Annotated in this window: 14 protein-coding genes; 3 read left to right on the forward strand and 11 right to left on the reverse strand. The window is 69.7% G+C overall.

Annotated features, from left to right (window positions below; all coding sequences use genetic code 11):
- The first annotated feature begins 3 nt into the window (after positions 1-3).
- A complete protein-coding gene (locus M1203_RS03855; RefSeq protein ID WP_249948058.1) occupies positions 4-552 on the forward strand; it encodes an alkyl hydroperoxide reductase in 549 nt (182 codons plus the stop codon).
- Between the two features lie 107 nt (positions 553-659).
- On the opposite strand, the gene M1203_RS03860 is transcribed toward M1203_RS03855, so the two are convergent.
- From M1203_RS03860 to M1203_RS03880, 5 genes are all read right to left on the reverse strand, one after another.
- Entirely contained in the window at positions 660-1,421 is a 762-nt protein-coding gene (locus M1203_RS03860; protein WP_249948059.1) for a hypothetical protein, read from the reverse strand.
- Complete coding sequence (locus M1203_RS03865; RefSeq protein ID WP_249948060.1) at positions 1,418-2,839, reverse strand: AI-2E family transporter; 1,422 nt, start codon at positions 2,837-2,839, stop codon at positions 1,418-1,420. The genes M1203_RS03860 and M1203_RS03865 overlap by 4 nt, the downstream gene beginning before the upstream one ends.
- A gap of 156 nt (positions 2,840-2,995) precedes the next feature.
- The gene (locus M1203_RS03870) at positions 2,996-3,706 is read right to left on the reverse strand and encodes a transglycosylase SLT domain-containing protein (RefSeq protein ID WP_249948061.1); all 711 of its coding nucleotides are present in this window, start codon (positions 3,704-3,706) and stop codon (positions 2,996-2,998) included.
- Between the two features lie 388 nt (positions 3,707-4,094).
- Positions 4,095-5,429, reverse strand: a complete 1,335-nt coding sequence (locus tag M1203_RS03875) for a PhoH family protein (RefSeq protein WP_249948062.1) — start codon at positions 5,427-5,429, stop codon at positions 4,095-4,097.
- Positions 5,430-5,803: 374 nt separating this feature from the next.
- Positions 5,804-6,565: an isoprenyl transferase gene (locus tag M1203_RS03880; protein ID WP_249948501.1), complete on the reverse strand. Its 762-nt coding sequence runs from the start codon at positions 6,563-6,565 to the stop codon at positions 5,804-5,806.
- 149 nt (positions 6,566-6,714) lie between these two features.
- On the opposite strand from M1203_RS03880, the gene mgrA reads away from it, so the two are divergent.
- On the forward strand, positions 6,715-7,752 hold the full coding sequence (gene mgrA, locus M1203_RS03885; protein ID WP_308404832.1) for an L-glyceraldehyde 3-phosphate reductase: 1,038 nt from the start codon (positions 6,715-6,717) through the stop codon (positions 7,750-7,752).
- Between the two features lie 313 nt (positions 7,753-8,065).
- On the opposite strand, the gene M1203_RS03890 is transcribed toward mgrA, so the two are convergent.
- Together M1203_RS03890 and M1203_RS03895 are read right to left on the reverse strand one after the other, a co-directional pair.
- Entirely contained in the window at positions 8,066-8,890 is an 825-nt protein-coding gene (locus M1203_RS03890) for a class I SAM-dependent methyltransferase (RefSeq protein WP_249948063.1), read from the reverse strand.
- A gap of 71 nt (positions 8,891-8,961) precedes the next feature.
- On the reverse strand, positions 8,962-9,939 hold the full coding sequence (locus tag M1203_RS03895) for an A24 family peptidase (protein WP_249948064.1): 978 nt from the start codon (positions 9,937-9,939) through the stop codon (positions 8,962-8,964).
- A 125-nt stretch (positions 9,940-10,064) separates the two neighbouring features.
- Here M1203_RS03895 and M1203_RS03900 point away from each other — a divergent pair, with 125 nt between their 5' ends.
- On the forward strand, positions 10,065-10,448 hold the full coding sequence (locus M1203_RS03900) for a DUF192 domain-containing protein (protein WP_249948065.1): 384 nt from the start codon (positions 10,065-10,067) through the stop codon (positions 10,446-10,448).
- A gap of 41 nt (positions 10,449-10,489) precedes the next feature.
- Here the strand turns inward: M1203_RS03900 and M1203_RS03905 are convergent, their stop codons facing one another.
- From M1203_RS03905 to M1203_RS03920, 4 genes are all read right to left on the reverse strand, one after another.
- Positions 10,490-11,353 (reverse strand): hypothetical protein, encoded by an 864-nt coding sequence (locus tag M1203_RS03905; RefSeq protein WP_249948066.1) that lies wholly within the window; start codon positions 11,351-11,353, stop codon positions 10,490-10,492.
- An 11-nt stretch (positions 11,354-11,364) separates the two neighbouring features.
- A complete protein-coding gene (locus M1203_RS03910; protein WP_249948067.1) occupies positions 11,365-11,892 on the reverse strand; it encodes a hypothetical protein in 528 nt (175 codons plus the stop codon).
- Positions 11,893-12,124: 232 nt separating this feature from the next.
- The gene (locus M1203_RS03915) at positions 12,125-12,637 is read right to left on the reverse strand and encodes a hypothetical protein (protein ID WP_249948068.1); all 513 of its coding nucleotides are present in this window, start codon (positions 12,635-12,637) and stop codon (positions 12,125-12,127) included.
- A gap of 49 nt (positions 12,638-12,686) precedes the next feature.
- Positions 12,687-14,297, reverse strand: coding sequence for a polymorphic toxin-type HINT domain-containing protein (locus tag M1203_RS03920; RefSeq protein ID WP_249948069.1), 1,611 nt, complete (start codon positions 14,295-14,297; stop codon positions 12,687-12,689).
- Positions 14,298-14,490: the final 193 nt, after the last annotated feature.

Genomic DNA, 14,490 nt, shown 5'->3' on the forward strand with positions numbered 1-14,490 from the left:
CCGATGGCCCTCGATGAACTGAAGTCGGCCCTGCCGGACTACGCCAAGGACCTGCGGCTGAACCTCGGTTCGGTCATCGGCAACAGCGAGCTGCCGGCGCAGCGGCTCTGGGGCACCGTGCTGGCCTGCGCGATCGCCTCGCGCTCGGCACGGGTGCTGCGCGAGCTGGAGCCGGAGGCGAAGGCGAATCTGAGCGCGGAGGCGTACACCGCCGCCAAGTCGGCCGCCGCGATCATGGCGATGAACAATGTCTTCTACCGGACCCGGCATCTGCTGTCGGACCCCGAGTACGGGACGCTGCGGGCCGGTCTGCGGATGAACGTCATCGGCAACCCGGGTGTGGAGAAGATCGACTTCGAGCTGTGGTCGCTCGCCGTCTCCGCGATCAACGGCTGTGGCCAGTGCCTCGACTCGCACGAGCAGGTGCTCCGTACGGCCGGTGTGGACCGCGAGACGATCCAGGAAGCCTTCAAGATCGCCTCGGTGATCCAGGCGGTCGGTACGACCCTCGACGCCGAGGCCGTGCTCGCCGGGGACGTACTCGCCGAGTAGGGCCCGGCCGCATCACCGCGCCACCGGTACGTACGTGAGGTTCGGCCCCCTGTCACCCACCCGGCCGTGGTGGGCAGGGGGCCGAACGCGTCAGCGCGGCTCCCCGGTCACTTCTTGACCGCGGCCATCAGCTTCTTCATGTCCTCGACCAGGGCGAGTTCGAGGGCGTCGGGGTCGACCCGCTCCGGTTTCGCGGGTGGTCCGGTGCCGTGCGGGCCTTCGGCGATGTACTCGCTCCTGACCTCGATCGAGAACACGGCCCGGCCGTCGAGGACCTTCAACTCAGGGGTGTATCCGGCGGAATCCGTCATCAGATAGGCGCGCTCGCCCAGTTCCGGAATCCGTTTGGTCTTGCGGTCGACGATCCGGGAGAGCGCGAGCGGAGTCAGTGTCGCGTCGAACTCCGGAGCCGGGTCGGTCTCCTTGTGCAGGGTGTAGTTGACGACGACGGACGAGTACGACGACGGCAGGGCGTCGTCCTTCACCTCGTGCGGCCGTCCCTTCATCATCGTGACATCGCAGAAGGACCGGTCTATCACCCGCTGTTCCTCCACCGCGGGCTGCGGGGAGCGCTTTCCGCCGAGGAGTTCGGAGAGCGCGGACAGATCGGCGTCCAGGCACAGGTCCTCGCTGATCCGGTAGCCGCGCAGATCCGCTCCGGTCCGGTCGTACGCGTACAGCCCGCCCGCCCAGACGGCGGAGGCGACCACCGCGCCGCCGAGGGCCCAGATCCACCGGACGCCGCGCGGGGGCTCCGTCGGCGCGTTCCGTCGACGCGCCGCGTCGTCGCCGACCACGACCGTCTCGGACCGGTCGGGCGGCCGGGGAGCGCCGCCGTCCTCGCCTTCCAGCTCCGGCTCGGAGATCACTCCCGGCCGTCCCCGGCCTCGGCTGTAGCGGTGGCGGTGGCAGGCCTGGCCGACGGCGTCGCGGCCGGCGGTTCCGGCGCCTCCCCGGACGACGAGGACGGAGACGAGGACGGAGGCGGGGACGGGGAAGCCGACGCGGCCGAGGGGGGCGACGACGGCGTGGCCGGGTCCTGCGCCGGTGGCTTCGGCAGGGCCCGCTCCGCGCTGTACGCCCGGAGATAGCCGACGACCGTGTTGGTCACCGCCACCAGCGGCACCGCCACCACCGCCCCGCCGATGCCGGCGACCAGACTGCCCATGGCGACGGAGAGCACGACGGCGAGCGGATGCACCCGTACCGCACGGCCCAGGATGAAGGGCTGGAGCACATGCCCCTCGATCTGCTGGACCCCGAGGACCACGCACAGGACCATCAGCGCCGTGAACACGTCCTGCGTGACCAGCGCGACGACCACGGCCAGCGCGCCCGACACCAGCGCGCCCACCAGCGGGATGAAGGCACCGAGGAAGATGAAGACCGCGAGCGGCACGGCCAGCGGGACATTCAGGAAATAAAGCCCGAGCCCGATGAAGAGCGCGTCGATCAGCGCCACCAGGACCGTGCCGCGCACATACGCGGTCAGGGTGCTCCAGGCGCGCGGCCCGGCTCCCGCGACACCCTCACGGGCCTGGGCGGGGACGAGCTTGAGCGTCCAGTGCCAGATCTTCCTGCCGTCGTACAGCAGGAAGAGCGTCGAGAACATCGCGAGAACGATCCCGGTCAGCAGCTCGACGATCACGGTCAGGCCCTGGAGCCCGGCGGATGTGATCTTCTCGGTGTTGGAACCGACGGCATCGCTCAGGGTCTTCGCGATGTCGTTGATCTGCCCCTCGGTCACATGGAACGGGCTGTCGAGCAGCCAGCGCTTCAGCTCGTTGATACCGTCCGTGACCCGGTTGGAGAGATCGTCGATGTTCTCCATGACCTGCCACACCACGAACCAGCCGACCAGCGCCATGAGGACGAAGCCGGCGACCGCGGTGAGGGCCGTGGCCAGCGCGCGCGGCATCCCGTACCGCTTGAGCCAGGCGACCGTGGGCTGGAGGAGCGCCGTGATCAGCAGACCGGCGGCGAAGGCCATGACGACCAGTTGTACGGCGCCGATGACCCGCATCAGCACCCAGAGCAGCCCGGCGAGGACGAGCAGCCGCCAGGCCGCCTCGCCCGCGACCCGCATCCCCCAGGGGATGGCGGCGACCGGGTCGGGCTTGGCGCCGACGGAGGGTGCGTACACCGGGGGCGGGGGGACGCTCTCGGGCGCGGTCCTGGGGACCGGCCGCTCCTCCTCCTCGGCCTCGGCCCTCCGCTGGTCCAGGCGCTCCCCTATACGGGTCAGTTCGGCCCCGACCTGACCGAGCCACGCGGGCACTTTCGACATGAAACTTCCTCTTCCCCCCTGTGCTGTCCCCAACTCACTCCCCCGGAGCACGTTCGAATCGACCGTACACGCGGGAAGCCCCCTGCCGTAGGACGGCGGGGGGCTTCGTGAGGTTGAGCGCCGGCGGGACCGGTTTCGGCAGACCTAGGGCGTGGCCTAGTACCAGCCGTTGGCCTGCGAGAACGACCACGCGCCGCAGGGGCCGCCGTAGCGGTCGGCCATGTAGCCGAGGCCCCACTTGATCTGGGTGGCCGGGTTGGTCCGCCAGTCGGCACCGGCCGAGGACATCTTGGAGCCGGGCAGCGCCTGGACAAGACCGTAGGCGCCGGACGACGGGTTCTGCGCCTGGTAGTTCCAGGTGGACTCTTTGTTCACGAGGTTGCTGAAGCACTGGAACTGGTCCGCGGGGACCATCTGCCGTGCGATCGCCTTGACCTCGGCGACGGTGTACGACGCCTGCGTGGCGAAGGAACTGGCGGAAGCCGTCTGGGAACGGGCCGCGTCACGGCTCGCGCGCTCCTCGGCCTCCTTCGCCTTGCGCTCACGCTCGGCCGCGTCGTCGGCGGCCTCCTTCTTCGCCTTGGCGTCCTTGGCAGCCTGGATACGGGCCGCTTCCTCCGCCGACTTCTTCGCGGTCGCGTCGGCGGCGGCGGCCTGTACCTCGGCCTGCTGCGTCAGCGACGCGGTCTGCACCTGGGCCTGCTGGCCCGCGGGGATGTCAGCGAGGAGCGTCATGTCGGCTGCGGCCGTTTCGAAATTATCGTCCGAGACCTGGGGGTCGCCCGAGGCAACACCCACGACAGCGCCAACGGTGGTGACCGCAGTGGCAGATGCCACGGCGAATCCCCGGACCGAGATCCGGCTCACACGGTGTCCTTCCAGCAACATCCGCACACGTGACCTCGCGGACGCGATCGTGCCCCTGGCACTGGTCTCCGTACTGCTGGGTCACGGGAGACACGGGCCCGCTGGGCAACCCCCGTGCGGGGACTGCCGCGTGGTGCGCGGGCGACATGCGGCGGCAGTTGTTGAGTTGTGTGGTGCCACATCTCGGAAGATGCGCGTGTGCCGCATGCGGGGCCTGACGGAAGCAAGACTCTGCCGGAAGGTAACGGCGGGTGGCAATTCTTCGTTGGGTGGGAAAGCTCACACCTTGTTTGCCTCAGGAGAATCACGGAAATAGCGGCGCGGCACAGCGCCGCCCGGCTAAGCTGCTGCGCTTTCGCCGGGCGGCGCCAAGTGTGGTGATACGGGGTTAGATCTGACCGTCCTCCAGCATTTCGGTCACGAGCGCGGCGATCGGTGAACGCTCGGAGCGCGTGAGCGTGACATGCGCGAAGAGCGGATGACCCTTGAGTTTCTCGACGACCGCGACAATTCCGTCGTAACGCCCGACACGGAGATTGTCGCGCTGGGCGACGTCATGGGTGAGCACAACCCGGGAGTTGGCCCCGATACGGGACAGAACGGTCAGCAGTACGTTCCGTTCCAGGGACTGGGCCTCGTCGACGATGACGAACGCGTCGTGCAGCGACCTGCCGCGGATATGCGTGAGCGGCAGCACTTCGAGCATGCCGCGCCCCAGCACCTCCTCGATGACCTCACGGCCCGCGACCGCGGAGAGCGTGTCGAAGACGGCCTGCGCCCACGGGCTCATCTTCTCGGCCTCGGTGCCGGGCAGATAGCCCAGCTCCTGCCCGCCGACCGCGTACAGCGGCCGGAAGACCATCACCTTCTGATGCTGCCGGCGCTCCAGCACCGCCTCCAGGCCCGCGCAGAGGGCCAGCGCCGACTTGCCGGTGCCCGCCCGGCCGCCCATCGACACGATGCCGATGTCCTGGTCGAGAAGGAGATCGAGGGCGATGCGCTGCTCGGCGCTGCGGCCATGGATCCCGAAGGCCTCGCGGTCCCCGCGGACGAGCCGGACATGGCCCTCCGCGGTGATCCGGCCGAGCGCCTTGCCGCGCTCGGACTGGAGCACCAGACCCGTATGTACGGGCAGGTCGCTCACCTCGGGTACATAGAGGGAGTCCTCGGTGAACAGAAGGTCCACCTGATCCGCGGCGAGTGACAGCTCGCTCATCCCCGTCCAGCCGGAGGAGCCGGCGGATTCGGTGATGGCGAGCTCGGCGCGGTACTCCTCGGCGAGCAGTCCGACCGATGACGCCTTGATCCGCAGCGGCAGATCCTTGGAGACGACCGTCACGTCGTACCCCTCGGCCTGCAGATTGCGGGCCACCGCGAGAATCCGTGAGTCGTTGTCCCCCAAGCGGAAGCCGGCGGGCAGGATGCCGGGATCAGAGTGGTTGAGCTCGACGCGAAGCGTGCCTCCCAGGTCGCCCAGGGGGATGGGGGCATCGAGACGGCCGAACCGGATACGGAAGTCGTCGAGCAGGCGCAGCGCCTGCCGGGCGAAGTAGCCGAGCTCCGGATGGTGTCTCTTGGCCTCCAACTCCGTGATCACCACGATCGGGAGCACCACTTCGTGCTCCTCGAAGCGGGACATGGCGTTCGGATCGGCCAGCAGGACGCTGGTGTCGAGAACGTAGGTGCGCCTGTCGGGCATGCGGCGCTTTGTGCTGGTCACCACGGAAGGACGTACCCCCTCGGATGAGGTCGGGGTGCGACGGCGTCGCGGGCGGGTGGGCCGGGTCCTGACCCCATGCGCGGGCCGGACTCCGGCCCTCCATGTCGCCCGTACGACTCGGCGCACGGTCGTCCTGGTGCAAAGGGCCTCCCGGGCGGACGGCCCCATGCCGTCCGCTGAGATCCGACGCCCACTGACTTGTTTTGGACGTCGACCTGGGGGAGGTATTCCCTCGAACACGCGCCGCCATGCCAGGGCGTAGGGCGGACGGTGGATGAACCGTGGGTGAAGCGAGCGGGCCGGCCCGGCGGAATCGGCCGGGCACCGGGCGGCGCCAAGTGGTCGGCTCTCGGCGTCCTTACGGGAGAAGGGGGAGGTCAGGTCCCGTAGCGCCGGTGACGTGCGGCGTAATCGCGCAGTGCGCGCAGAAAGTCGACTTTACGGAACGCCGGCCAGAAGACTTCGCAGAAGTAGTACTCCGAATGGGCGCTCTGCCAGAGCATGAAGCCGGAGAGACGCTGCTCACCGCTGGTGCGGATGACCAGATCGGGGTCCGGCTGGCCGCGGGTGTAGAGATGGGACGAGATCAGATCGACGTCGACGATCTCGGCGAGGTCCTCGAATGACGTGCCCTTGCTCGCGTGGTCCAGCAGAAGGGAGCTGACCGCGTCCGCGATCTCCTGTCGGCCGCCGTAACCCACGGCGACATTGACGAGTATTCCCTCATTGCCGATGGTGGCCTGTTCCGCCTCCTTGAGAACGGTCTGCGTATGGGCGGGGAGCAGATCGAGCGTGCCGACGTGATGCACGCGCCAGCGGCCGTCGGCCGCCAGATCACGGACCGCGTTCTCGACGATGCCGACGAGGGGGGTCAGCTCGTTCTCGGGGCGGTCGAGATTGTCCGTGGAGAGCAGCCACAGGGTGACCACCTCGACATTGGTCTCGGAGCACCAGCCGAGCAGCTCCTGGATTTTGTTGGCGCCCGCCTTGTGTCCTTGCTCGGCCGTGCCACCGGCCGCCCGCGCCCAGCGACGGTTGCCATCGAGGATGACTCCGATGTGCTTGGGCACCTGGGTGTGGTCGAGGCGGCCTTCCACCCGGCGTGCGTAGAGCCGATACACCAGGTCGCGCAGGTTCACTGAGTCCACCCTCTCGATTCCATGGGGACCGGCGCGTCCACTGACGGGATCCTGGGGCCGGCCCGGGGACCCCGAAGCCGTCACATTACTGCGCGGGCCCCACAGGGACCCAACCCGGTCTGTCACAAGTACGTGATAAGCAGAGAAGCGTGACTGATTTTCCCTCTTACCTCGCAGCCGACGACCGGTACGACTCCATGGAGTACCGGCGCAGCGGACGCAGTGGCCTGAAACTGCCCGCGATCTCGCTCGGCCTCTGGCACAACTTCGGCGACGACCGGACCCTCGATTCGCAGCGCGCGATCCTGCGCCGCGCCTTCGATCTCGGCATCACGCACTTCGATCTCGCGAACAACTACGGCCCGCCCCCGGGATCCGCCGAGCTGAATTTCGGCAAGCTCTTCGCGCAGGACTTCTCGGCCTACCGGGATGAACTCATCATTTCGACCAAGGCCGGTTATTTGATGCATCCCGGCCCATACGGCGAATGGGGTTCCCGTAAGTATCTGCTGTCCTCGCTGGACGCGTCCCTGAAGCGGATGGGGCTCGACCACGTCGACATCTTCTACTCCCACCGATTCGACCCGAACACCCCGCTGGAAGAGACGATGGGGGCGCTGGCCTCCGCCGTGCGGCAGGGCAAGGCGCTGTACGTCGGTGTGTCGTCGTACACCGCGGAGCAGACCGCCGAGGCGGCCGGGCTGCTCAAGGAGATGGGCGTGCCCGCGCTCATCCATCAGCCCTCGTACTCGATGATCAACCGCTGGACCGAGGACGACGGGCTGCTGGACACCCTGGAGGCGGCCGGGATGGGCTGTATCTCCTTCGTGCCGCTCGCCCAGGGGCTGCTGACGAACAAGTACCTGAAGGGCATCCCGGAGGGGTCGCGGGCCACCCAGGGCAAGTCCCTGGACCCGGATCTGCTGTCGGACGAGGTCATGCGGCGGCTGAACGGGCTGCACGAGATCGCTCGGCGACGCGGTCAGTCGCTGGCGCAGCTGGCGCTGACATGGGTGCTGCGTGATCCCCGGATGACGTCCGCGCTGATCGGGGCGTCGAGTACGAAGCAGTTGGAGGAGAACGTCGCGGCGCTGGCGGGGCCGGAGCTCACCGCCGCGGAGCTGGCGGAGATCGACAGCTTCGCGGTGGACACGGCGGGCACGAACATCTGGGCCGGCCGGGGCTGACACCCTGCTGTGCGGCTGTGCGGCTGTGCGGCTGTGCGGCTGTGCGGCTGTGCGGCTGTGAACAGAAAACGGGCCGGTCCGTGGGGGGGGATACGGACCGGCCCGAGGGGGGGTTTCCACCATAACCCTTCATAACTCGTGGTGGGCGCCGCGACTGGCCGTGCCGGCGCTCCGAAAACGGCGGCCGGCCGTGCGAGGCCCGTAGTACCAGGCATTTCGGGGGTTCCGGCGCTCGGAGTGGCGAGTAGATGCCACCCCGCGCCGTGACCCTCGGGAGCGACCTCCGCGCGGGAGCCGGCTTGACGTCGGCGGCTCAGAGACCGGGGCCGGGCTTGACCGCCTCGATGAGGAAGCGTGTCGTGGTCGCCACGAAGGGCCCCTCGGCCTCGATACGGAGATGCAGCGCGGCGAGCCGGTCGCGGTACCGCTCGACGGTGAAGCCGGGCACCATCCAGATCACCTTGCGCAGGAAGTAGACGACGGCCCCGATGTCGTGGAACTCCGTACGGAGGGAGGCCGTGCGCAGATCGACCACGTCCAGGCCCGCCGCCCCGGCCGCCTCCCTGGCCCGCTCGGGGTCGCGGGCGGACCGTACCTCGGGAGGCTGCGGTCCCAGGAAGTACTCGACGAGTTCGAAGACACTGGCCGGGCCCACCTCCTGGGAGAAGTAGCGGCCCCCGGGGCGCAGGACCCGCGCGATCTCCTTCCACCAGGCGTGTACGGGGTGGCGGCTGACGACCAGGTCGAAGGCGCCGTCCGCGAAGGGCAGCGGTGGCTCGTCCGGGTCGGCGACGACCGCGACGCCGAGCGGGTGCAGCAGGGCGGTGGCGCGGGTCACGTTCGGCGGCCAGGACTCGGTGGCCACGGTGAGCGGCGGAAGCCTGGGTACGGACGCGAGGACCTCGCCCCCACCGGTCTGGATGTCCAGGGCGGCGGTGGCACGGGCCATCCTGTCCGCCATCGACCGGGCGTAGCCCCAGGCGGGGCGTTCCTCGGTGGCCCGGCCGTCCAGCCAGGAGAAGTCCCAGCCGTCGACGGAGACGGCCTCGGCCTCGGCGATCAGCTCGTCGAAGGTGCGGGAGTCGGCGTGGGAGTCGGCGTGGGAGTCGGCGTGGGCGCCAGGGTGGTGGTCGGACATGAGGTGATCGTGGCAGCGGCGCTCGGGGCCCGCGAACGCTTTTCGGGCGGCTCGGGGCGTACGGCCGTCCGTCACGCGGCGGCGAGTGCGCCGAGGACGAGACCGACCAGCGCGCCGACGATCATGAAGGGGCCGAAGGGGAACGCGGACTTACGCCCGGCCCGGCGCAGCAGGATGAGCCCGACCCCGTAGAGCGCGCCCAGCAGGAACCCGACGAAGGCCCCGACGAACAGGACCGTCCAGCCGTACCAGCCGAGCGCGACGCCGAGCGAGAGGGCGAGTTTGACATCGCCGAAGCCCAGGCCGTTCGGGTTGATCAGGAACAGCACGAAGTAGCAGGCGCCGAGGACGAGTCCGCCGAGCAGCGCGGTCGGCCACGAGCCGCCGGGGCCCGTGCCGCCGTCTCCCCCGCCGGGAACCAGCGCGGCCAGTCCCAGCAGGACGACGGCCGCCCCCGCGAGCGGCAGGGTCAGCTGGTCCGGCAGCCGGTGGACGGCACGGTCGACGAGGGCCAGCAGTACGGCGAAGGGCGCGAGCAGCAGCCATACGGCGAGTTCGGGGCGGGGGCCGGTGGCAGCGGCGAGGACCGCGCAGACGAGGGCGGTGAGGAGGGGTACGAGGAGGGCGGGCGCGTAGCGGACGCCGGGACGGGAACCGGTGCGAGTGCGGGAACCGGCACTGGCACTGGCGCTGGCACTGGCACTGGCGCTGGCACCGGCACTCGTACGGGATTCGTCGGCCGCCGCGTCGACGGAACCGGCCGCTGATCTGGTGTCGGCACCGGCGGCGGTGCGGCCGGTGCCGACGCCAGGGCTTTTGACGTCGGCACCGGAACTCTCCGCCGTACCGGACGGCTCGGCCACCCCGCAGCTCGTACACGTCGCGACGCCCAGCCACCCTCCGGCGGGCCCCGTGATCGGGTGTCCGGCCGGGCAGCTGTCCCGCCACGGGTCCTCCGGCTCGACGGAGAGCCGGTAGGCGGCACGCGGAAGGAGCACTCCGGTGGCGGCGCCCCAGAGCACGGCGACGACGATCAGCGTGGCGTACACAGCACCGACCCTAGAGCCCCCGCCGGGCCCGGTCATGGGTCCAGGGGCCCACTCTCGGCGCGCGGGGACCCATCCCCGGCGGCCGGGGGCGCGCGGCCGGACTCCGGGCGCTACGGTCTACGGCCATGGGCACTTGGCGTAACGGCACAGGGCGTTTGACGGTCGCGGGGCAGGACGTTCCGGTGGAGCTGGAGATCGCCGCGTCGTACGGGACACGGCGGCGCGGGCTGCTCGGACGTGACGGGACAGCGGGCGCGCTGCTGATCACCCCGTGCAACAGCGTGCACACCTTCAGGATGCGCTTCACCATCGATGTGGCGTATCTGGACAAGGAGTTGCAGGTCATCGAGGTCCACACGCTGAAGCCGGGCCGGATGCCCCTGCCGCGCTGGCGGGCCCGCCATGTGCTGGAGGCGGAGGGCGGGGCGATGGAGCGGTGGGGGGTGCGGCCGGGGGTGCGGCTGAGTGTGAGCGTGGACGGGGGCGGGGACGCGCACTGCTCCGCGTAGGTGGGCTTGGTGGATTTGATGGGCTTGGTGGGCTTGGTGGCTTAGGTGAGCTTGGTGGCCTGGGCGGTGAGCAGGGCCGGCGGCATCGGCGGTGTCGCGCCGCTCTCGAAGTTCGCCGTGTAGAAGGTGGCCACCGTGCCACCCACCCGTACGAGATGGAAGACGAGCGGGACCGGATCGCCCTCGAAGTCCCCCGTCAGCTGATAGGCGAGCGCGTCGTCGCCCGCCTTGACCGGGCTCAGCGGCTTGACGCCCGTGTACTTCGAGGGGCCCTCGCCGCCGGAGGCGGTAAACCCGTCCGCGCACGCCGTGACGGCGGCCCGCAACCGGTTGAGCAGGGTGCTCGCGTCCCGTACGCCGTGGGTGGTGAGGAACTCGGAGACGGCGGGGCGGTCGTTGTCGGGGCCGACGAGTTGACGGTACGCGACGGCCTTCCCGAGCGGTTCCGGCTTGCCGTTGAGTACGGCGGTGAGGGGCAGGCACTCGCTCCGGTCGGCGGTCTCGCCCCGTGGCGGCGGAGCGTCCATCGGACCGGACCTGAAGCCCGGCACATCGCCGTCGACGAGAATCGCGCGGTCCAACTCGCCCTTGGTGAGGACCTTTCCGTCGCTCGCTCCGATGCCGGTGAGCCCGGGGCGGGGGGTCGCGGCGACGGAAGAAGCTGCGGGCGAGGACCCGGCCGGCGAGGAGGCAGGGGAAGAAGAGGAGGCGGGGGGTGGGGTGGCCAGGGCCTCGCCGCCCGCTTCCTTGGCGTCACTGTGCTCACCGCCTCCGCAGGCGCCCATGAGCCCCAGCGCGAGCGCGGCGGTCACGGCGGCCAGGACCCCACGCCGTACCGTGCCCGGCGCGTCCTGCCCCGGGCCGGGGATGTCCCGCTCCCGGCTGTCTTCGGTGCGCGTGCTCATCCTGTCGCTCCTCACTGGGTCGTGTCGCTCGGGGCGTTCAGGACGGCCGACTCGCCGAGCGGCGTCACCTCGGCGCCGGGGAAGGCGGCGACCGCCGTCTCCACGGCGTTCACGGTGTACACCGGCCGCCCGTCGGCCGAGGAGGCATCCGAGGCCGCCAGCCGCGCCCGGGTCACCACGGTGTCGGGCGATCCGCCGGCCGGGGCGGCCAGCCAGTACGTCTCGGGGTCGACGCCGGCGTCCGGATAGAGCACCGCGACCCCCGTACGGGCGGCGAAGGCCACGGCCAGCTCCGCCTCCGTCTCGGGCGCGCCGTACGCGGCGGTCGCGGGCTGCACCTGTACGTCCAGGCTCATCACCACATCGCCCCGCACCCGGTGATGGGTACAGAGGACGAACGCCTCCCAGTCACGTGCGTCCTGACTGTCCACCTCGGCGCACACATCCACCTGGCCGGGCCGCACCCCCGTCGCGTACGCGAGCGCGGCGACGAGCTCGGACGGTTCCAGCCGCTGGCTGATCAAGAAGTTGCAGAGCATGTGCACGTTCCCCCGTCGACGACTCCGGCGGCTCGCGCGTGGGCGTCCGGCTTCCGTGTCCCGGCCCGGACGTACGCGACTCCAGCGAAGGGGACGCTATGCGGTCCGGGGCACGGGGTCATGGGCCCTGGGACCCCGTGCACGCGTGGGTCCGGGCCCAATCGCGTCCGTGTCCGCGTCCGCGTCCGTGTCCGCGTCCGTGTCCGCGTCCGTGTTCGTGTCCGTCCATCCGCTATCCGCCCCGCACGAGCGTGGTCTCGACTCCGCAGGCACCGTCCCCGTACAACTCCACCCAGCACTTCTCCTGCGCCTCGTTGCCGAGCCGGATGCCGAACGTCCAGGTGGGGTCGAGGAAGAGCGTGTGACCGCCCTCGAAGTCCAGCGCGAGACATCTGCACTCCGCCCCACCGCCCGGATAGACCCGGAACCGCGTACAGCGCCACTCGCTCCTGCCGTCGCCGAAGAGCTGTTCGCCGTACGAGGCGACGATCACCTCGTCCTCGGCGTCGGCCAGCACCCCGATGTCCGCCCAACCGACCGCCGGCACCAGGGCGGAGGCCAGCCGGTCGTACTGGCCGGCGGACTCGAAGCGCAGCAGTCCGTCGTCCAGCCGCAGCCATACGACCATCGGCTGCGGCCTGAACTCCGGTACGTCACCGTCCCGGTCGATCCAGCCGGGGACGAGCACATCGCGGACATGGTGGGCGCGGAGCGCCTCTTCGACCGCCCGCCACTGGCTGCTCATTCCGGCCCGTCCCCTTCGTAGCCTGCTGCTTCGATCACTTCTTCTTCGATCAATTCTTCTTCGGCACCTTCTGGGTGATCTCGATCGAGGTGTCGAGTCCTTCGCCGCTCTTGAGCGCCGTCCAGAAGTCGCCGTTCTCCCGCAGGACGACCGTCACGCCCTTGCCACGATAGATCAGCCCCTCCGGCTCGCCCTTCTTCAACGTACCCTTCCCGACCAGCTCGAATGTGCCGTCCTCAATGGCTTTTCCGACGTCCTCACGGAACCGGGGGCCGTCCTCCTTCAGCTTCTTGTACTTCGTCCCGAGGGCGTCCTCGATGAGCTTCTTGTGGCGCAGGAAGTGATCCTTGAACTTCTTGGCGTCGCCCTCGCCGACGTTCGGCTTCCTGGCCGCCTCGACGTCCTCCGGGGACATGTCGCAGTCGTTGTTGTGGACGAGCGCGGCGGCGGAGCCGATGCCTACGTAGTAGGTGTGGATGCCCGCGACGGTCAGGTCGTAGGTGGTCTGCCGCTGGGTGTAGCGCGATACGGCGGTGACCGTACGCGTCGAGCCCGTCGGCGTCCGCAGTTCGTCGCCCGGGGAGAGCGTGCCTGCCTCCGCCCAACGGCGCTCGTCGCTCAGCCAGAACGGGTGCGTGTCCGTGGCCGTGAGGCGGGCCGGTACGCCGCCGTCCAGGACCGTGAGCCGGGTGAAGTGCTTGTCGTCGTACGTGATGATGGTCCGCTCGACCGCGCGGGGCTCCGTCACGCCCGTCACCGGGTCGGTGGCGAGGACGCGTGTGCCCACGGGGATACGGTCGATGGCCCTTCGTGTGCCGTCGGCGAGCAGCACGGGCGTACCGGGCAGGAAGCTGTGCCGGACGGGGCACGTGGTGGGCTTCTTCTCCGGTGGGTCCTTGTCGCCGTCCCCGTTCTTGTCGCCTTCTTTGGGTTTGCCCTTGTTCTCGGCGTCGAGTTTCCGCTTCGCGTCCGCGAGTCTGTCCTCGGCCTCACTGACGCGTTTGCGGTTCTTGATCAGGCCCTTGATGCCGTCGTACAGATCACCGCCGTGCTTCTTCAGCTTTCTGATCAGCTCGACGGCCTTCTTCCACTTCCAGGGCGCCCCGTACTTCGCGGCGAGCTTGCCCACGGCCCCGCCGACGAGGCTGAGCAGCACGTTGACCAGCGTCTCCGTACAGGCGCCCATGTCGCCCTTGGTGACACAGTCCAGGGCGTCGGTGATCCCCAGCTCGTCGGCCAGGATCTTCGCCAGCTCCTTCGCGGCCTCCTTGGCCTTGTCGGAGTCGGCACGCTCGGCGGCCTGGGCGTCCTGGAGTTCCTTGAGGGCGGCCTCGTAGTCGATCTGGGTCCCTGGCTTCTCGCCGCCATCGGTGCCGCCGGTGCCGCCGGTGTCATCGGTGTCATCGGTGTCGGAGGCGGGATCGTCCTGGCCGTCCGGGGTCGCGGTGGTATCTCCCCCTCCCCCGCCACCGCAGTTGTCGCCGCCGGTGATCCGGCACACCTGCGTGCTCAGCCCCTCGGCGATCGTCGGCCCCACACCGGTCATCACCAGCGTGGCGACGATGGCGGCGACGACCGCCACGAGACCGACGTACTCGACGGCCCCCTGCCCCCGCTGCGCCCGGCGCAGCCCGAGCAACCTGGCTTCGGTACGCGGCACGGACATCCGCGCGCGACGGCGCACACGACGAAACTGACGCACTACCCCCGATGGCGACATAGGCACGAGCTTATCGGCGCAAACCTCCCCGGTCTTGGGCCCCTGGACCTATACAGGATTCATTCCCGGCAGACAAGTCAAGTACGTGAGTTCTGAAGGGACTTGGCAGGTCCCATTCGATAACTTGATCCGG

The organism is Streptomyces sp. 35G-GA-8 (genome assembly GCF_023534745.1).
In the GTDB taxonomy this organism is placed as follows: domain Bacteria; phylum Actinomycetota; class Actinomycetes; order Streptomycetales; family Streptomycetaceae; genus Streptomyces.

What these genes read in the sequence shown, in the direction of transcription:
- M1203_RS03915 (WP_249948068.1), bottom strand. Translation starts at nt 12,637, where the DNA reads ATGAGCAGCCAGTGGCGGGCGGTCGAAGAGGCGCTCCGCGCCCACCAT.
- M1203_RS03910 (WP_249948067.1), bottom strand. Translation starts at nt 11,892, where the DNA reads ATGCTCTGCAACTTCTTGATCAGCCAGCGGCTGGAACCGTCCGAGCTC.
- M1203_RS03890 (WP_249948063.1), bottom strand. Translation starts at nt 8,890, where the DNA reads ATGTCCGACCACCACCCTGGCGCCCACGCCGACTCCCACGCCGACTCC.
- M1203_RS03905 (WP_249948066.1), bottom strand. Translation starts at nt 11,353, where the DNA reads ATGAGCACGCGCACCGAAGACAGCCGGGAGCGGGACATCCCCGGCCCG.
- M1203_RS03900 (WP_249948065.1), top strand. Translation starts at nt 10,065, where the DNA reads ATGGGCACTTGGCGTAACGGCACAGGGCGTTTGACGGTCGCGGGGCAG.
- M1203_RS03855 (WP_249948058.1), top strand. Translation starts at nt 4, where the DNA reads ATGGCCCTCGATGAACTGAAGTCGGCCCTGCCGGACTACGCCAAGGAC.
- M1203_RS03865 (WP_249948060.1), bottom strand. Translation starts at nt 2,839, where the DNA reads ATGTCGAAAGTGCCCGCGTGGCTCGGTCAGGTCGGGGCCGAACTGACC.